17 protein-coding genes are annotated in these 17,735 nt (G+C 70.2%); 4 read left to right on the top strand and 13 right to left on the bottom strand.

The genetic code is table 11. The annotated features are described in order from the left end of the window. Window positions 1-94: 94 nt before the first annotated feature. Both M2351_RS22735 and M2351_RS22730 read right to left on the bottom strand, forming a co-directional pair. Entirely contained in the window at window positions 95-1,276 is a 1,182-nt protein-coding gene (locus M2351_RS22735; RefSeq protein ID WP_264658331.1) for an HPP family protein, read from the bottom strand. A 174-nt stretch (window positions 1,277-1,450) separates the two neighbouring features. Continuing rightward, window positions 1,451-2,506 (bottom strand): YeiH family protein, encoded by a 1,056-nt coding sequence (locus tag M2351_RS22730; protein WP_264658330.1) that lies wholly within the window; start codon window positions 2,504-2,506, stop codon window positions 1,451-1,453. 120 nt (window positions 2,507-2,626) lie between these two features. On the opposite strand from M2351_RS22730, the gene M2351_RS22725 reads away from it, so the two are divergent. Continuing rightward, window positions 2,627-3,514, top strand: coding sequence for a LysR substrate-binding domain-containing protein (locus M2351_RS22725; RefSeq protein WP_264658329.1), 888 nt, complete (start codon window positions 2,627-2,629; stop codon window positions 3,512-3,514). A 10-nt stretch (window positions 3,515-3,524) separates the two neighbouring features. Here the strand turns inward: M2351_RS22725 and M2351_RS22720 are convergent, their stop codons facing one another. Continuing rightward, the gene (locus M2351_RS22720) at window positions 3,525-3,749 is read right to left on the bottom strand and encodes a hypothetical protein (RefSeq protein ID WP_264658328.1); all 225 of its coding nucleotides are present in this window, start codon (window positions 3,747-3,749) and stop codon (window positions 3,525-3,527) included. Between the two features lie 172 nt (window positions 3,750-3,921). Here M2351_RS22720 and M2351_RS22715 point away from each other — a divergent pair, with 172 nt between their 5' ends. Together M2351_RS22715 and M2351_RS22710 are read left to right on the top strand one after the other, a co-directional pair. Further along, window positions 3,922-4,944 (top strand): AAA family ATPase, encoded by a 1,023-nt coding sequence (locus M2351_RS22715; protein ID WP_264658327.1) that lies wholly within the window; start codon window positions 3,922-3,924, stop codon window positions 4,942-4,944. After that, a complete protein-coding gene (locus tag M2351_RS22710) occupies window positions 4,934-5,791 on the top strand; it encodes a ParB/RepB/Spo0J family partition protein (RefSeq protein WP_264658326.1) in 858 nt (285 codons plus the stop codon). Before M2351_RS22715 ends, M2351_RS22710 begins: the two co-directional genes overlap by 11 nt. A gap of 145 nt (window positions 5,792-5,936) precedes the next feature. On the opposite strand, the gene M2351_RS22705 is transcribed toward M2351_RS22710, so the two are convergent. Next, a complete protein-coding gene (locus M2351_RS22705) occupies window positions 5,937-6,662 on the bottom strand; it encodes an endonuclease/exonuclease/phosphatase family protein (RefSeq protein ID WP_264658325.1) in 726 nt (241 codons plus the stop codon). 129 nt (window positions 6,663-6,791) lie between these two features. Between M2351_RS22705 and M2351_RS22700 the strand changes: the two genes are divergently transcribed. After that, a complete protein-coding gene (locus M2351_RS22700; RefSeq protein ID WP_264658324.1) occupies window positions 6,792-7,370 on the top strand; it encodes a hypothetical protein in 579 nt (192 codons plus the stop codon). 21 nt (window positions 7,371-7,391) lie between these two features. Here M2351_RS22700 and M2351_RS22695 read toward each other — a convergent pair whose 3' ends face one another. The 9 genes from M2351_RS22695 to M2351_RS22655 all read right to left on the bottom strand — a co-directional run bounded on the left by M2351_RS22695 (window position 7,392) and on the right by M2351_RS22655 (window position 17,571). Beyond that, window positions 7,392-7,916, bottom strand: coding sequence for a flagellar protein FlgN (locus M2351_RS22695; protein WP_264658323.1), 525 nt, complete (start codon window positions 7,914-7,916; stop codon window positions 7,392-7,394). Beyond that, a complete protein-coding gene (locus M2351_RS22690) occupies window positions 7,913-8,230 on the bottom strand; it encodes a rod-binding protein (protein ID WP_264658322.1) in 318 nt (105 codons plus the stop codon). Before M2351_RS22690 ends, M2351_RS22695 begins: the two co-directional genes overlap by 4 nt. Window positions 8,231-8,248: 18 nt before the next feature. Then, complete coding sequence (locus M2351_RS22685) at window positions 8,249-9,343, bottom strand: flagellar basal body P-ring protein FlgI (protein WP_264658321.1); 1,095 nt, start codon at window positions 9,341-9,343, stop codon at window positions 8,249-8,251. 65 nt (window positions 9,344-9,408) lie between these two features. Continuing rightward, on the bottom strand, window positions 9,409-10,512 hold the full coding sequence (locus tag M2351_RS22680) for a flagellin (RefSeq protein ID WP_264658320.1): 1,104 nt from the start codon (window positions 10,510-10,512) through the stop codon (window positions 9,409-9,411). A gap of 4 nt (window positions 10,513-10,516) precedes the next feature. After that, window positions 10,517-11,914: a flagellar hook-associated protein FlgK gene (gene flgK, locus M2351_RS22675; RefSeq protein WP_264658319.1), complete on the bottom strand. Its 1,398-nt coding sequence runs from the start codon at window positions 11,912-11,914 to the stop codon at window positions 10,517-10,519. Between the two features lie 25 nt (window positions 11,915-11,939). After that, on the bottom strand, window positions 11,940-13,172 hold the full coding sequence (locus M2351_RS22670; protein WP_264658318.1) for a flagellar hook protein FlgE: 1,233 nt from the start codon (window positions 13,170-13,172) through the stop codon (window positions 11,940-11,942). Between the two features lie 201 nt (window positions 13,173-13,373). After that, the gene (locus M2351_RS22665) at window positions 13,374-14,321 is read right to left on the bottom strand and encodes a flagellar motor protein MotB (RefSeq protein ID WP_264658317.1); all 948 of its coding nucleotides are present in this window, start codon (window positions 14,319-14,321) and stop codon (window positions 13,374-13,376) included. A gap of 10 nt (window positions 14,322-14,331) precedes the next feature. Next, the gene (gene motA, locus M2351_RS22660) at window positions 14,332-15,219 is read right to left on the bottom strand and encodes a flagellar motor stator protein MotA (protein WP_264658316.1); all 888 of its coding nucleotides are present in this window, start codon (window positions 15,217-15,219) and stop codon (window positions 14,332-14,334) included. Between the two features lie 57 nt (window positions 15,220-15,276). Beyond that, window positions 15,277-17,571 (bottom strand): hypothetical protein, encoded by a 2,295-nt coding sequence (locus M2351_RS22655; RefSeq protein WP_264658315.1) that lies wholly within the window; start codon window positions 17,569-17,571, stop codon window positions 15,277-15,279. Window positions 17,572-17,735: the final 164 nt, after the last annotated feature.

Below are 17,735 nucleotides of genomic sequence, written 5' to 3'. Positions count from 1 at the left end.
AGCCAAAAAAATACGGGCCCATCATGCGGATGGGCCCGGTTTCCCGCGGAATGGGCGGCCCCTCAGCGATAGGGACGCCCCTCCCGGAAGCGTATCAGCGGTTCGGTATCATCGACAGGGCGGCACCCTTCTGCGCCTCTTCCGACCGGGCTAGGGCAGCGCGCGCCAGGACCATCAGCAGGTCGGTCTGCGTGACGACGCCCAGCAGCGTGCCGTTGCGGTCGACGATCATCACCTCGTGGGTGCGCCCGTCCGACAGCGGGCCGAGCAGGCGGAAGGCTGGCGTTTCCGGCCGTTCGAAGACCGCCGGTTCCATGACGTCGGCGACGCGCGCGCCCGGCTTGACGAGCTGCTCGTGCCCGACCGCGCCGACCACCGTGCCGCGCGCGTCCACGACCGGCAGCGTGCGGATGGCGTGCTCGACCAGCTTGGCGCGGGCGACGTCCGGGCGGGCGTCGGCGGACACGGTGATCACGTCCCGCGACATCACCTCCGAACAGGCGATGTGGGCGTTCAGCCGTTCCAGCGCGACGCGCTCGGCCTTCAGCAGCAGGTCCTTCAGGTCGTCCGGGTTGACGTCGAACGCCTCGCCGAAGCCCTGGATCGCCTCCTCCACGTCGGTCGGCGTCACCCCACCGCGCGCCGGTGCCGGCACGTCGTTCGTCCGATGCACGTTGGTGGGCTTGGCGGCCGGGCGGTGCGGGTAGGAATGGCCGGAGAAGCGGTGGAACACCCAGCCGGCCGTGACCAGCAGGATTGAGTTGACCGCCACCGGGAACAGGGCGAAGCCCAACCCGGCCGACGCCACCGCCGGCCCGCCGAGCACCGCGGTCAGGGCAGCGGCCCCGCCGGGCGGGTGCAGGCAGCGCGTCATGGACATGGTCGCGATCGCCAGTGCGACGGCGAGCGCGCCGGCCAGCATCGGGTCAGGCACCAGCGCCGACACCAGGATGCCGACGATGGCCGACAGCGTGTTGCCGCCGATGATCGGCCAGGGCTGCGCCAGCGGGCTGGTGGGCACCGCGAACAGCAGGACCGCCGAGGCCCCCATCGGCGCGATCAGCACCGGCACGCTGACCGAGCTGCTGAGCGCGAAATGGCAGAGAAGCCCGGTGGCCGCGATGCCCAGCAGGGCGCCGCAGCAGGCGATGATCCGGTCCCGCAGGTTGGCGCCGGGAAGGATCGGGTTGAACAGGGCGATGCGACGGCGATTGCGGTGCTTTTTTGATAGGACGACCACCAGGCTGCGCAGGATCGACCGCTTTTCTTTGGGCATTCGTCTCGCTCTCCCAGGACATTCCGCCAGATCTCGGCGATCAACGGGCGCGAAGCTAAAACCTCAACCTAAGTTGAGGTCAAGGCATAAAATGTATTCTATGCACATTTTTTGCCCAATTCACACATTTAATGAGCAAAATAAGCGCCCTTCCCTGCCCCTTCAGCCGCCTCATCAACCGATATTCAACAGATCGATCAGGCCGACGCCGATCGCGCCGAGGGCGAGCAGCGACAGGACGACCGCCGCCGTGACCCGCAGCCCGGCCCGCGCCACCATGCGGACGTCCACCCCCAGCCCCAGCGCCGCCATCGACAGCACGGTCAGCACGCCCGATGCCGCTGCCATGGGGGCCAGCAGCGCCTGCGGCACCAGCCCCGCCGCCCGCAGGCCGGCCAGCCCCAGGAAGCCCAGGATGAACCAGGGAACGAGGTGATGGGCCCGCAGGCGGTTCCCCGCCCCCTCGCCCGCCTTCCGCTCCCCCTGCGGCCGGCGGGCGGCGAGCAGCGCCAGGGTGAAGACGACCGGCCCCAGCATCAGCACGCGCACCAGCTTGACCAGCGTCCCCACCTGCACGCTGACCGCGGCGACCGGCGCCGTGGCCGCCAGCACCTGCGGCACCGCGTAGACCGTCAGCCCGGCCAGCACCCCATACTCCATCGGGTTGAGCCCGAGCAGCGGGACGAGCAGCGGCAGCCCCAGCACCACCAGCACGCCCAGCACCGCCGTGAAGGCGATGGACGCTGCGACGTCGTCGCTGTGCGCGCCGATCACCGGCGCGGTGGCCGCGATGGCCGAGTTGCCGCAGATCGAGTTCCCGCAGGCGACCAGCACCGCCATCCGCTTCGGCAGGCCGAGCAGCCGCCCGATCCCGTAGCTTGCGGTTAGCGCGGCGGCGACCACCCCGCCGATCCCCAGAAGCAGCCCCGGCCCGGCCGCCAGGATGGTCTTCGGGTCGATGGAGGCCCCCAGCAGCATGACCGCCACCTCCAGCAGGGTCTTGGCGCTGGTGTGAATGCCGGGCGTCCAGCGTGGGCCGGGCCGCCAAGCGGTGCGCAGCGCCGTGCCGATCAGGATGGCGAGCACCAGCGGCTCCAGCCACGCCTGCCCGAACAGCCGGATCTCAACGCCCGCCGCCATCGTCGCCAGCAGGGAGACGGCCCCGCACAGCGCCACGCCGGGCAGCAGCGGGCGAAGGATGGCGGGAACGCGTGCAAGGGCGGGGTACATCGTGGACCTCCGGTTCGGATGTCTACGAATCTGTTCTCCGCCGACCGATCGATCCAACGCATTGTGCTGCTCGAATCGTTCGCTAAAATCGAACGATTGGTAGAGCCGGGGAAGCGGTCCATGACGCTGGAGCAGTTGCGCATCTTTGTGGCGGTGGCGGAGCAGCAGCACGTGACGCGCGCTGCCGGCGTGCTGCACCTGACGCAGTCGGCGGTCAGCGCCGCCATCGCCAACCTGGAGGCCCGGCACGCCGTCCAGCTGTTCAACCGGGTGGGGCGCCGGATCGAACTGACCGAGGCCGGAACCCTGTTCCTGGACGAGGCGAGGGCGGTGCTGGCCCGCGCGGAGGCGGCGGAGCGCCTGCTGGCCGACCTGTCGGCGCTGCGCCGCGGCCGGGTCACGGTGCACGCCAGCCAGACCATCATCGGCTATTGGCTGCCGGAACGGCTGGTCGCCTTCCGCGCCCGCCACCCGGACGTGGACGTCGGTGTTGCGGCCGGAAATACGGCGCAGGTCGCCCAGGCCGTCCTGGACGGCGCCGCCGACCTCGGTTTGGTGGAAGGGGAGGTGGACGACCCGCTGCTGGCTCAAGTCCCCCTGCCCGGCGACCGGATGGCCCTGGTGGTGGCGGACGGGCATCCCTGGCACGGCCGCGCGCGGTTGGAGGCCGAGGAACTGCCCGCCTCCCCCTGGGTCCTGCGGGAGGTCGGGTCCGGCACGCGCTCCGCCTTCGAGGAGGCGTTGCGCCGGCAGGGCGTTTCCCCGGACCGGCTTCCCGTCGTGCTGGAACTGCCGTCGAACGAGGCGGTGCTGTCCGCGGTGACGGCGGGGGCGGGGGCGACGGTGATCTCCGAACTGGTGGCGGCCAGCGCGCTGGCATCCGGGCGCCTGCACCGCATCGCCTTCCCGCTGCCCGACCGCCCCTTCCACCTGCTCCACCACAAGCAAAGGCATATGAGCCACGCGGCGCGCGCCTTCTGCGAACGGCTGCGGCCGCCCTGCCCCTAAAAATTCTGAATCAGAACATTGTCAGCTGCACGGTCCCGTCGGCGCGGGCGTGACGGTCGGCGGCGTGCAGCGCCGCGTCCTGCGCGCCGTCCTGGGAGTTCGCCACGCCGACCACGATGCGCTCGCCGGCCACCGACACGGCCCAGGTCCAACGGGCGTCAGCGCGCCACGTCACGACCAGCTCACAACCATGGGCTTGGCACACCAGCTGCCGCACCGACCAGTTCGCCGCCATCGTCGCATTCCTCGCCTGCCCCGCCCCCTGTTATGCACCCGACCGGCCCTGCCCCGCCAGTCCCCGATAAAGAAGCGGGCATTTTTCACCAAGGCGCGCGGTAGTCACCCGTTGCGGTGGTTGGGACGACTTGATAGCTTCCGCGACGACTCATGAAGTCGACGAGGGGGCAATGACCGGCGAAGATTTGAAGGCGTTGCGTGAGAAGCGCGGACTCACGCAGACGCAGATGGCCGCGTTCGTCAACGAACTGACCGGGCGCAAATACGACAAGCAGCGGCTGAGCAAGTGGGAGACGGGCAAGGAGGCCCTGCCCCGCGACGTGCTGGGCCGCCTGCTGCTGCTGTCGCTGGAACAGCCCCCGACGGAACCGCCGCGGCGCGGCACGGTGATCGCCGTCGGCCTGCAGAAGGGCGGCACGGCGAAGACCGCCACCTCCATCAACGTCGCCTTCATGCTGGCCCGATCGGGCAACCGCGTGCTGCTGGTGGACGCCGACCCGCAGGGCAACGCCACGGTGCATGTCGGCGTGCCGCAGGCCGACGTGGTGACGCTGACCGAGGCGGGCCGCGTGCTCTACCACGCGCTGATGGGCAAGGCGAAGCTGGCCGACGTCATCCGCCCGACGGGCGTGGAGGGGTTGGACGTCGTGCCCTCCAGCATCGCGCTGGCCAGCGCCGACACGGAGCTGCCGGGCAACCTGACCAACGCGCAGACCGCGATGGCGGAGATGCTGGACACGGTGCGCGGCGGTTACGACTTCATCCTGATCGACTGCGCGCCGAACCTGGGGGCGGTGACCATCAACGCCCTGACCGCCGCCGACTACGTCCTGATCCCCTGCCAGGCGGAGCCGCACGCCATCCTGGGCGTGAACGCCTTCCTGGACACGGTTGCGCGCATCCAGCGCCGGCTGAACCCGGGGCTCCAGGTGCTGGGCGTGCTGCCCACCATGCTGAACCCGCGCCAGACGCAGGACCGTTCCTCGCTGGAGGACATCGGGCGGCTGTGGGGCACCGACTACCGGGTGTTCCCGCCGGTGCCGCGCGCGACGATTTACGCGCAGGCCGCCGGGGCCAACGTTATCACGCTGGACGCCGACATCGGCGCGCCGGGCGTGGAAAGCTACGCCGCCATCGCCGGTGCGCTGCTGAAGGCGGCCGGCCGCATCCGGGAGGCCGCCGATGCCGCCTAAGAAGCTGACGCGCCAGACCGCCGCCGCCGTGTTGCAGGTGAAGAACGCCGCCCCGGCGCTGGAGACCGACCGCATGTTCGGCCTGACGGGCACCCTGCCCCGCCTGATCGAGGCCGACGTCGCCAACATCCGCACCAACCCGGACCAGCCGCGCACCGTCTTCGACGAGGCCGCACTCGCCTCGCTGGCCGAGTCCATCGAGCGCCACGGGCTCCAGCAGCCGGTGCTGGTCCAGGAGACGGCGGAGAAGGGCGTCTACCGGCTGGTCGCCGGCGAACGGCGCCTGCGCGCCCACCAGAGGCTCGGCCGCCCGACCATCGCCGCGATCATCACCAAGGGGAAGGCGGAGGAGATCGCGCTGATCGAGAACGTCCAGCGCGTGGACCTGGACGCCATCGATCTCGCCCGCGGCCTGTCCCAGCTGATCGACGCCCACGGCTACGCCCAGGCCGAGGTCGCCGCCGCCATTGGCGTGTCGGAGGCTGAGGTGTCGAAGCGGCTGAAGGTGCTGGACCTGCCCGGCGACATCCTGACCGAATACCGGGAGAACCCCGACGCCGTGTCCCGCTCCGCCCTGGTGGAGCTGGCCTTCGTCGGCGACGAAGCGGAGGTGCGTCGCCTGTGGAAGTCGGCCCGCACCGGCGGCCTGACGGTGCAGTCGGTCCGTGCCGCGCGGGCGAGCAAGGACCCGGCCTCCCCGGAGCCGCTGCGCGTGCTCGGCAAGGCGATCAACCGCATCGACAAGGACCTGAGCGCCATCGGATCGGTCAGCGGCGCCCTGCAAAAGGAACACCGCGACCTGCTCCGCGACCTGCGCGGCCGCATCGACGCCCTGCTGGGCGAGTGACTTTGGTCGACTGCCTCTGGTCGATTGACTTGGGCTTTCGATCTCGAAAGCGCGCTTAGGTTTCAGGAATTCTCACCTCCAGCAACCAAGGCGCGCTTTCGAAGTCGAAACCAAAACACCCCTGCCCGCCCTGCGACCCTGCTCGTCAGAAGCCCGGAATGGCCACGTCGGCCATGATCGCGTAATGGGCGTCGCTGACATAGTTCCCGATCAGGGGAGGTTCCACGGCTGCCACCGTCCGGTTGGTCAGGATGAAGTCGACATTGTTGTAGACGGCGTCCCATCGTGGGAAGCGCGAGGCTGCCAACGCCGCCGCCTTGACGTTGAAGTCGCCGGCGATCACCGAATCCGCGGCCAGCGGGACATAGGTGTTGTGAAGGCCGACGATCGCCGGATCGGCCCAGGCGCCGGTCTCGTTGTGCCAATCGGCGAAATTGAACTGCACCGTCGGGTCCCCTGTGCGCTGGAAAACGCAGCCGACCGGGGGACGCCCTTGGCTCTGTCCCTCCGTAATCTTGAAATTCGCCGCATTGATGAAGGGCATGTCTCCACGTGCGGCGATGCCGACCGGGGCAACGCGGGTCGGGTTGTAGAGCACGGCGTAGCCGTCGCCCAGCTTGTTCGTCGCGGGCGCCAGGCCCGGCGGGTAGGCCGGATACTCGCCGGCGGCCCGCAGATAATTGTAGCCGGTTCCGTTCACCACGTTTGGCAGGTTCCCCATCATCGCAATGGGAACTTCCTGAAAGGAGATGATGTCCACGCGCGGGGCGAGGCCCCAGCAATAGGCCGCGAAATTCGTCATCCGGGTCTGCGGCTGCACGCCGTTGATGGCCCCGTGGTAGACGTTCCAGCTTGCGACACGCAATGCCATGGTTCGAATCCTTCGTGCTGATTGAGTGTTCATCGGCCGGTCGCGCCGGGCAAAGCGCGGCCGATGCGGAGCAGGGGCACTCGCTCCGGCCGCCTCGCCAGCGTCATTTCCAGCGCTTTCAAAGACCGCTTGGAAACACCCGTTTCCACATCGATCCCAATCCACGGCGTTTTTGGTGGATCTTATTCCACCAGAACGCCGCCGATCGCAAATGATAACAAGACAAAACCTGCGAACGCCTCGAATATAAGTGGAGTCATCGCACGCGCTCAGGCGTATTTACTTGACCAACCCTTTGACACATTGAAGCAAACGGCCACACCGATTGTTGGCAGGACCGCAACGGCGCTGAGGCGGATGCCGGTCACCAAATACGTTTCCTCGGCCGAAAGCCGTACCTCGATGTGGAAAAATCGGAACGCAGACGGAGCTGTTGCTGCCGTGCATCACTGCCTGAAATTTCGCGCCGACGCTGTCGCGATCACAAGCCAAACAACCGTCCAGTACGTATCTTATATGCACCGCAGCAAGCGCGTTGGCGCAGCAAAGGCGTTCGGACTGTTCGGGCCTGGAGGGGATATGAAGTCGCTCTTTTCCTCGATTCAGCGCGACTGGGCTTCGTGGAGCCCGGCCGAACGCGTGGCCGCAGTCGGCATCCTCACACTGGCTCCGATCGCCGCCGCATTGGCGCTGTTCCTGGCGCGCTGACGCCCGCCGAACCTTAGGCCGTCACAGCTCCGCGTTCAGCCCCGCGGCCGACAGCTCGACCGGCCGCACCGCCTGTCCGGTCGGTGCATAGAGCCCGTCGCTCGCCGCCTTCTCCAGCGCGGACAGCAGGCTGCGGTTGATCGCCAGCACCGCCCGGCGCATCGCCACCAGCCCGGCGGCGTTGGCGTTGATGGCGCGGTCCAGCCGCTCCACCCGGTCCAGGATCATCGCGCGCAGGTCGTCGGTCAGGCGCAAGGGGGCCGCGTTCGCCTCGGCCATGATGCCGTCCAGCCGGTCGGCCATGGCCTGCTTGCGCCGGGCAAAGCCCTCCAGCCCGTCCAGCGCGCCGGCAGCGATGGCCGCCGTCTCTTCCTCCAGCAGCGCGGTCAGCTCGGCCACCGCGTCCAGGAAGGCGGTCATGACCACGGCGGTCGGGCCGTCGGCGAGCGTGGGCGCTTCCGGTTCCGCCACGACGTCCGGCACAGGTGCTTCCGGCTTGGCGTCCGGGGCGAACTCGCGGATCAGGTCCTTGAAACGGCGGCTCATGCCCCGGCACCCTCGTTCTGTTGCGCGTAGAGCCGCGCCACGTCGGCCTGCACCATGCGGCCAATGCCCAGCGTGCCGGCCTCAGCAATCGCCTTGCCGTATTCCTGGAGCATGAAGCTGCGCCACGTCCGCTCGCCCTGGCCACCGCCGAAGGCGCTGCCTGCGTCGACGCCCGCGAACATGGACTCCAGCATCTGGCCGACCATCATCGCCTCGAAATCCTTGGCAGCGCGCTGCGCCGGGTCGGGTGTCTTGCCGGTGCCTGCGGTCCGCACTGAAGCGGGAGCAGGGGAGGGGAGGGCGGTCACGTCCATGGCGCTGTTGTCCTGTCCTCAGATGATTTCCAGATCGGCGTGCAGGGCGCCCGCCGCCTTGATGGCCTGGAGGATGGCGACCATGTCGCGCGGCCCCACGCCCAGCGCGTTCAGCCCGTTGACAAGCTGCTGGAGGCTGACGTTGCCGCCGATGGTGACGAACTGGCGGCCGTTGCCCTCCTGCACCTGCACGTCGGTGCGCGGCACGACGACGGTCTGCCCGTCGGAGAAGGGCTGCGGCTGCGAAACCTGCGGCGTCTCCACCACGCGGACGGTCAGGTTGCCCTGGGTGATGGCGACCTTGCTGATGCGCACATCGTCGCCAATGACGACCGTGCCGCTGCGCTCGTCCACCACAACGCGGGCGACGCCATCCGGGCGGACGGTCAGCAGCTCGATGTCGCCGATCAACCGGGCGACAGCGCCCGTGTAGCGTGGCGGGATGCGCACGTCCACGGTGGTGGCGTCCAGCACGCGGGCGTTGCCGTTGCCCAGCCGGACGTTCACCGCGTCGGCGATGCGGTTGGCGGTGGTGAAGTCCGGGTTGCGCAGCGCCATGCGCACGCCGGCGACCTCGTCCAGCGCGAACTTCAGCTCCCGCTCCACGATCGCGCCATTGGCGACGCGGGCGCTGGTCGGCACACCCTTGGTCACGTTGGCCGCACTCCCGCCGACCGAGAAGCCGCTGACCGACAGCGCCCCTTGCGCCACGGCGTAGGCCTGCCCGTCCGCACCCAGCAGCGGCGTGACCAGCAACGTGCCGCCCAGCAGGCTGGTGGCGTCGCCCAGCGCCGACACGGTGATGTCGATGGTCGTCCCCTGGCGCGCGAAGGGGGGCAGGGAGGCGGTGACCATCACCGCCGCGGCGTTGCGGGTGCGCAGAACCTCGTCGCGGGTGTTGATGCCCAGCCGCTCCAGCATGCCCTTCAGGCTCTGCTCCGTGAAGGGCGTGTTGATCAGCCGGTCGCCCGTGCCGTTCAGCCCGACCACGAGGCCATAGCCGATCAGCTGGTTGCGGCGCACGCCGTCGAAGGCCACGAGGTCCTTCACCCGCGTCTGCGCCGCCGCAGGCAGGGCAGGGCCCAGAACGGCAAGCGCAAGGCCAGCGGCCATCAGGACGGCACGGGTCGTACAGCGTAGGGGCGAGCGGTCAATCGGCACGGGCGTTCTGCCTTGGCCTAGAGGTAATTGGACAGGTGCATCCGGGAAATGCGGGCGGTCGCGGCGGAGGTCGCCTCGATCTGCGCCTCCAGCTGGTTCAGCCGGACGCTGCTCTCCGCCGGGTCCACGCCTTCCAGGGCGTCGATCTGGTCGTTCAGGATCTTCAGCTGGGCCGCGTGACGTTCGGCGATCTCGTCGACCTGCTGGCGCTGGCTGCCCAGCTGCGCGGTGGCGTTGCGCACCCCGTCCAGCCCGGCGGAGACCTTGCCGACCGCCGCCTGCATGTAGGGCTGGTAGGCGTCCTGCGGCAGCTTGCTGGTGTCGACGCTGGTCAGCATGTACAGCCCCTGCAACAGGTCGCGCATGGCCGGGTCGTTGGCCTGGACGCCGTAGGGAATGTCGGTCGTGCGGTCCGGCCGGCCCGACAAACGCGGCGTCGCCGCTCCGCCCGGCTGCATCGCCGTTGCCCCCACGTAGAAGCCGCCCTCGAAACCCTGCGTCAGCGGCGGGGGAGGGGGCAGGGCGGGGTCGCGCACCGCGAACAGGTCGCCCAGCGTCGCCACCACCGCGGCCGTATCAGCCGCCGTCTGGGGCGCGCTGGCCCCGCCGCTCGCCGCGCTGATGGCGTCCTGCACGATGCTCATCGGCGCCGGCAGGCCGGAGGCGTCGCCCTGCACCGCGCGCATCGGCGGGGTCTTCACCTCCACGCCGCCGAACAGGTAGCCGTTGCCGGAGGAGGCGTTCAGCATGCCGACCACCTGGTCCAGCACCCCGCGCGCCCGCACCTGCAACGACGTGCCGGTCGGCGACGGCTGGCCCAGCCCGGTGGAGGCGGCGGCCAGCACGTCCTGCCCGGCGGCCAGGATGTTGGTCAGCGCGCTGTCCATCGTCGTCATGCGCCCTTGCAGCAGGGCGGCCGACTTCTGGAACTGGTCGGTCTCGTCGTACAGGTTGCGCAGCGCGATGTCGTGGCCGGTCCGGGCGCCCAGCGCCTGGGCGACGTCGAAATGCTTGCCGCTGGCGATCTCGTCGTTGTTGCGCAGCTGCTCCAATTGCAGCGCGGTCGCCGCGGTCTGGAGGCGGAGGCTGAGGCCGACGGTGGAAACGCTGTTGTAGATCATGGGATCAGTTCCGCAGCTGGAGCAGCGTGTCGAGCATCCGCCCGGCGACCTGGATCACCTGGGCGCTGGCGCCATAGCTCTGCTCGATCAGCAGAAGCTTCTGCATCTCGTCGTCGACGTTGACGCCGTCGCGGTTGATGCGGGCGTTGTTCAGCGCGTCGGCGCTGATCTTGCGCGTCGTCAGGTCGGATTCCGCGGTGGTGCGGTAGCCCTGCTGGGTGGACACCAGGCTGGTGGCAAACTCGCCCAGCGTCGCGCTGACCGGCAGGTCCGGCGCCGCGAAGGCGCGGGTCGCGGTGAAAGCGCCCAGGTAGCGGTCGATCTGCGTCTGGTCGCCGGGGGCGAGCGGGGCGGTGGCCTGCACGCCGCTCTGCACCTTCCAGGTCGCGGTGCGGACGGCGTCGTTCACTGTGATGCGCCCGGCCAACCCGGCGGTAGAACCGTAAGCGGCACCGGCGTCGGTGAACAGGCCGGGCTGCGTCGGGTCAGCCTCCGCCCCCTGGAACTGCTGGACGAGGCCGGCGGCCAACTGATCCAGCTGCGCCAGCGCCCGCGGCATGTCCTGGAAGGCGGCCTGGGCGTAGCCCATGATGCGGCCGCTCTGGATGTCCTGGTCCGGGTTGCCGGAGATCACCTTGCCGCCGGCCATCAGGTCGTTGCCCACCAGTTGCAACGGCTGCGCGCCGGCCGGCAGTTCGCGGTCCAGCAGCGTCTGGCCGTTGCGGGTCATCACCACCACCTCGCCGGTGTCGCGGGTGTAGGTGCGGATGCCGATCTCCTCCGACACCTGGTCGAGCAGCCGGTCGCGCTGGTCGCGCAGATCGCTGGTGTCAGCGCCCTGCGCGGTCTGGCGAGCGATGGCGCCGTTCAGCTCCCCGACGCGGACCAGGGCGGTGTTGACCTGATCGACGGAGGATTGCAGGCGTCCCTTCGCGTCGGCCTGCGCGGCGGTCGCCGCGGCGGCGGTGTCGTGCAGGCGGCGGACCAGCGCGTCGGCCTTGTCCACCACCGCGGCCTGGGCGGCCTCGTTGTCGGACTGGTCGCGCAACGTGGAGAAGGCTTGCTGGAGCTTCGCCAGCGCCGTGGACACCGACCGCTCGTCCTGCGGCTGGCCCAGCACGTTGGCGTAGTCGGCTAGAGCGGAGGCCCGCGCCTCCTGCGCGGTGTAGCGGCTCTGCTCGAACCGCGCGTCGCGGATCAGCAGCTCGTCCACCCGGCGGGCCACGCCGTCCACGCGGACACCTTGACCCAGCCCGCCAGTGACGGCAGTGGACAGGTCCAGCTCCTTGCGGACAAAGCCGGGGGTGGTGGCGTTGCTGATGTTGTGCGAGACGAGCGCAGCCTGCTGCTGGGTCGCGCGCAGACCGGACAGGGCGGCGGTCAGGGCCGTCTGAAGGCTCATGGCAGGGTCTCCCGATCCGGTGGCGTCAGCGCTTCAGGCGGTTGGTTTCGTCGACCATCTCGTCGGCGGTGCGGACGATGGTCGCGTTGGAGGAATAGGCGCGCTGCGTCTCGATCAGCGACACCAGCTCGTCCGCGATGTCGACGTTCGACTGCTCCAGAGCGTAGCCGGCCACCGCCCCCGTCTTGCCGCTGTTCCCGGCGCCGAGCGTCAGCGCGCCGCTGTCGGCGCCCAGCGTGAAGCTGTTGCCGTCCTGAACGGTCAGCCCGTCCGGGTTCACCACGTTGGCGATGGGCACTTGGTAGAGCGCCTGGCGCGCGCCGTTGTCGTAGATGGCCCACAGCTTTCCGCCCTTGTCGACCTCGACCGAGCTGACCTGTCCGGCTTTGGCGCCGTCGCCGACCAGCTGCGGGACATAGTCGCCGTTCAGCTGCGTGACGTTGCCGAGGCTGAGCGTCACCGTGTCGGAACTGGGTGACGCCGGGGAGGTCAGGGTGATGGGCGGAATCGCCGCGGACGGCAGCCCGGCGTTCGGCCCCGTGGCGTCGAAGGTCACCGTGCTGCTCGCCGGGGACACGGTGTAGCCGGTCGGCCCCGCGACGGCGACCGTCCATTCGTTGGGGTTGGCGGTCTTCGTCCAGGTCAGCGTGACGTCGCGCGGGGTGCCGATGCCATCATACAGGCTGGTGGAGGTGTCGAAGCGGGTGCCCGTCGCGGCCTGGGCCGGCAGGTTGCCGGAGAAATTCATCGCCGTCGTCTTCGCCCCGCCATAGGCGAGTCCGGCGACGGACACGGCCTGCAAGCCGTCGAAGCTGGTCTTGCTGACCGAGGGCAGGGAACCGTCTGGGTTCAGCTTCCAGGCCTGGAGATACTGGCCGGCGCTGTTGCGCAGGTATCCCTGGTCGTCCGGCTGAAAGCTGCCGGCGCGGGTCAGCGCGTAGCTCGGTGCCCCGTCGGCAGCGTTGGCGTGGTTGGCGATGACGAAGAACCCGCCGCCGTCGATGGCCATGTCGGTGGCCGACTGGGTGCCCTGGAGCGTCCCGTCCTTGGTCACCTGATAATGGATGTTCGAGCGCACGCCGCCGGCCGAATAGCTCGTGTCCGACCCGGACGAGGTCACCAGCGTCGAGAAATCGACCGCCGCCCGCTTGTAGCCGATGGTGGCCGAATTGCTGATGTTGTCCGAAATGGCGGCCATCCGCGAGCTTTGCGCGGACATGCCGCTGACGCCGGACCGCATGGCGCTGAACAGGCTCATCGAGGGATCCTCTTGTCAAGACTGCCGAAGCAAGGGGAAGTCCCGGGATTCTCCACGATGGACTTACCAACGCAGAGTACAGAGACGGTTTTAAAGGCGCTTTAAAGGAGGTGGAAAGGGCATTTACTTAAAATTTGGTGCTCTTCTTTCCTCTCAAGGAAGTCTCCCTCTCCCCCTTGGGGAGAGGGGACCCGAAGCGCTTCACTCCCCACCCCGCAGCAACGTGATGCTGATGCGGCGGTTGCGCGGGGCGAGTGGGTTGGCGCTGTCCAGGTGGTCCAGGTCGGCGCGGCCTTCCACGCGGACGATGCGGGCCGGCGGGATGCCGGCGGCGATCAGTTCGCGGCGGGCGGCGTTGGCGCGGTCGCTGGACAGCTCCCAGTTCCCGTACTTCGCCCCGTCGGCGTAGCCCAGCGCGTCGGTGTGGCCGCTGATGCTCAGCCGGTTGGGCGCTGCCGCCACGGCCGTGGCGACCAGCCGCATCAGGCGGCGGCCCTGGTCGTTCATCTGGGCGGAGCCGACGTTGAACATCGACGCCTTCGCCTGGTCGGTCAGCTGCACGCGCAGGCCCTGCGGCGTCTGCTGGATCAGCACACCGTCGGCCAGCACGCCGAGGTCCGGCGTCGTTGCGATGCGGCGGCGCAGGTCGCGCTCCGCCTCGTCCAGCGCCCGCTGCTCGGTCAAGGCGGCGGCCTGCCGGTCGAGCATCGCCTCCAGCTCCGCCCGTGCATTGCGATCGGACGCCGTCTTCCCGCCCGGCGGGTGCGGCATGGGGTCCTTGCGCCCCGCAGGCTGGCGGTCGCTGTCGCCCAGCGAGGCGACGACCGGCGGGGCGGCCACCGGCACGCTGTGCTCGCCGGGGGCGTTGGGGGTGCTCAGCGCCCCGGTCTTGTCCACCGACCGGCCGGCCAGCATGCCGTCGGCGCCCGAATTGGCCTGCGACAGGGCGACGGGGTTGAAATAGTCGGCGATGCCCTTGCGCTGCTCCACCGTGGTGACGTTCATCAGCCACATGATCAGGAAGAAGGTCATCATCGCCGTCACGAAGTCGGCGTAGGCCAGCTTCCAGGCGCTGTTGTGCTCCTCCCCCTCGTCCTCGTAGCGGCGCTTGACGATGACGGTCGGCTGGATGCGCTTGCTGCGGGGCATGGCGGCGGCCTCAGGCGGGCTGGCTCGCCTCGCGGGCCTTCGCCTGCGAGGACAGGGTGGTGGCGACCTCGACCTCGGCCAGGCTCGGCTGCGTGTCGGCGAACAGCACCTTGCGGGCGAACTCCGCGCAGACCTGCGGAGGGCTGCCGCGGAGATAGGCGCCGATGCCGGCCCGGACGCAGATGAACAGGGTCAGCTCCGCCTCGCGCCGGTGCCGTGCCGCCGCCGCGATCGGCCCGACGAGGCCGTAGGACAGCAGCACGCCCAGGAAGGTGCCGGTCAGCGCGCCGCCGATCATGTGGCCCAGCACCTCCGGCGGCTCGCTGATCGCGCTCATGGCGTTGATGACGCCCAGCACGGCGGCGACGATGCCCAGCGCCGGCAGCGCGTCGGCGAGGTTCTGCAACGCCTTGGGCACCTGGTTCAGCTCCCGCGCGATGGTGTCGATCTCCTCGGTCATCAGCGCTTCCAGGTCGTGCGGGTTGTCCTGGCCCAGCGCGATCAGGCGCAGGTAGTCGCACAGGAAGGCGACGCAGCGCGGCTGGCGGAACACCGACGGGTGCTGGGCGAAGATCGGGCTGTCCTCGGGCTTGTCGATGTCGCCCTCGATGTGCGACATGCCCTTGGACTTGGCCTGGCGCAGCAGGGCGTAGAGCAGGGCGATCAGCTCCAGATACTCGTCCTTGCTGGTGCGCCGGCCGCGCGCCACGGCGCCGATGGTGCGCAGCGTCCCGCGCAGCACCGGCGGGGCGTTGGCGATGACGTAGCCGCCGATGCCGGCGCCGATGATGATGACGATCTCCACGGGCTGCCACAGCACCCCCAGCCGCCCGCCCATGGCGACGAAGCCGCCGAGCACGCTGAGGAAGACCGCGACGATACCGAACAGCAAACGCATGATGGACTCCTTCGGCTCGGCCGAATTAGGGGGCGGGCATCGGTGCGGCAACCAAACTCACGGCGACGCCCGCCAGCGGCGCACGACGTCGCTGAGCGCGCCGGCGGAGGCCAGTTGGGCGGTGATGGCGGCGGTGGACAGCGGCTTGGCGCGCGGCTCCGCCGGGACGGCCAGCGCGTCGAGCAGCCCGGCCCAGCGCGTGCCGGCCAGCCGCTTGCCGTGCTTCGCCGCCGCGGCCCCCACCGCCTCGGCGTCGCCGGCGCGGAAGGCGGCCAGCGCGTATTGCGCGACGTCGTCCGGGTCGGGAGCGTCAGCCTTGTCGAGCAGTTCGGCGTAGGCGGCGCGCGACGCGGCCCACTCGCCGGCCTGGAACAGGCTCTGCGCCCGGATGCGCGCCGCGGCGGGGCCGGACAGGCCGCGCAGGGCGTCGAAGGCGCGCATCGCCTCGCCCTCCGCCGCAAAGGACTCCGCGCGCAGAAGGGCGCGCCGCTCCGCCAGGGCGGGATCGGCGGCGCTCCCGCCGGTGTGGTCGAGCACAGCCAGCGCCTCCCCACTGCGCCCGGCGTCCAGCAGCACGCGCGCCAACTCCAGCCCGATCTCCGCCCGGCGCGGGCCGCGCGCGTCCTCGGCCAGCCCGTGCAGCAGCTTCGCCGCTTCCAGCGTGAAGCCATCGCGCGCCAGACGCCGCGCCAGCCGGCGCCGTTGCGTCCCGGCCTCATCGTCCATCAGCGCCACGACCCGCCCGTGCCGGACCTGCAACGCCAGCGCGTCGAGCGTGCTGCCGGAGGTTTCCTCCAGCCGGCCCACCACGGCGGTCAGCAGCGTCCGCCCGGTGGTCAGCGCCGCGCGCCCGCGTGCCGTCGCCCCGAACCGCCGCCCGAGCAGGCCGAAGATGTCCAGCGCCGCGTCCGTCCGCCCGACCCGCGCGTAGGCGGCGCCCAGCACGGCCAGCGCGTCCGTCTCCACATCGTCGCCGCGCCAAGCGTACCGCAACGTCTCCAGCTCCGCGATGGCGCGGGCGTCGTCCAGGGCGCCGCCGGCCAGCCGCAACTCGATGGAGCGCACCTGCGCCCGGTGGCCGTACAGCCCCGGCGCCGCGGCGGCGTTGCCGTAGTGGCGTAGCGCGTCGGCGGCGCTGTCCTGCAACTCCGCCAGCCGCCCGCGGAAATAGTCGAGCCGCCCGTCACCGGCCCCGACGCCGTCCAGCGTTATCATCGCCATCACGATCAGGTTCAGCGACGCCGCGTCGCTTTCCCCGGCAGCGTCGGCCAGCAGGGTCAGCAGACGGCCGCGCAGGTCGGCCGGGTAGGACAGCAGCCGCTTCAGCACGATGGGCAGGCCCGGCTTCGCCGCACCCCAGCGCGTCGGGGCCAGGGTGGCGGCGCGCCAGACGTGGTGGTCGGCGGACTGGCCCGGCGGCGTGCGCACGAAGACGCTGTCGTCCGGGTCGGCGGTGCCGTCCAGCGCGCGGAAGGCGTCGCGCAGCAGGCGCAGTTCATACCGCTGGTCGGGCGCCGGGCGCTGGCTATCCGCCGCGTCGATCGCCGCGCGCCCTTCCTCCGGCATGGCGCGGGCCAACGTGAAGCGCGCCATGGCGATCAGCGCGTCCACCCGCGCGCGGCCCTGGGTCTCCACGATGGCCTGCTCCAGCGCCCGCTTGCGAACCGGGAAATCGTCGCCCGCCCAGGCGTCCAGGTCGAAGGCCCGGATCGGCGGGTCGGCAGGGGAGGGGGGAGGGGCTGCGGCGGTCACCGCCGGCGGGGGAGGGGAGGGCGGGGGAGGGGAGGGCGGTGCCGCCACCGGCGTAACGGGAGGCGGCACAGCGGGTGCCGGAGTGACAGTGGCCGTTGGCCGGATCGGGATCGGGATCGGCTGCGCCTGCGCGCTGCTCACCGGGCTCAACCCGTCGAAGAAGGACGGCGGCGGTGCCTCCACCATCGGCGCGTCCGTCGCCTCCGGCTCCACCGCCGGGGCGCCCGGCTTGCGGCCGGGGACCGGCGGCTCGGCCACATCCACGAAGGTCACCTTCTTTTCCTGCCGGACCGCGACGCGCGCCCCGCAGGGCCATTGCAGCGTCAGGCTGCGCCCGCCGTCGGCCACCCGGAAGTCGGTCAGGCGCCGGGAATAGGCGGCGCCCAGCGCCTCCAGCGGCCAAGCCGCCCGGCTCGGCAGGGTGATGCGCCCGCCGCAGCTCTCCACCGCCACCTCCGGCGCGCCTTGCGGGCTGACCAGGGCGAGGCGCGAGAAGTCGGCGTGGTCGCCGGCCTGCACCTTCACCCTCGTGGCGGCCAGCGCGGGAAGCGCCGTGAAGGCGGTGCTCGCCAGCAGCAGGGCCATGCTGAACCCGGTCAAACCGGTGGGAGTCTTCCAGGGATGCATCGCAGCCGTCGCAAATTTTATCTAAATCGGATTCAAACCTTGCAAGACACCGATCAGTCTCCGTCGCGGCGCCTCAGGTTGAAACCCGGCTTTAAACTGCATCACCTAGGTTAAACCCGCGTTCAAACTGCGGATGG

The sequence above is a fragment of the Azospirillum canadense genome (genome assembly GCF_025961225.1).
In the GTDB taxonomy this organism is placed as follows: domain Bacteria; phylum Pseudomonadota; class Alphaproteobacteria; order Azospirillales; family Azospirillaceae; genus Azospirillum; species Azospirillum canadense.
Note: the sequence above shows the minus strand (reverse complement) of the source record. Positions and strands in the feature narration are given on the sequence as shown.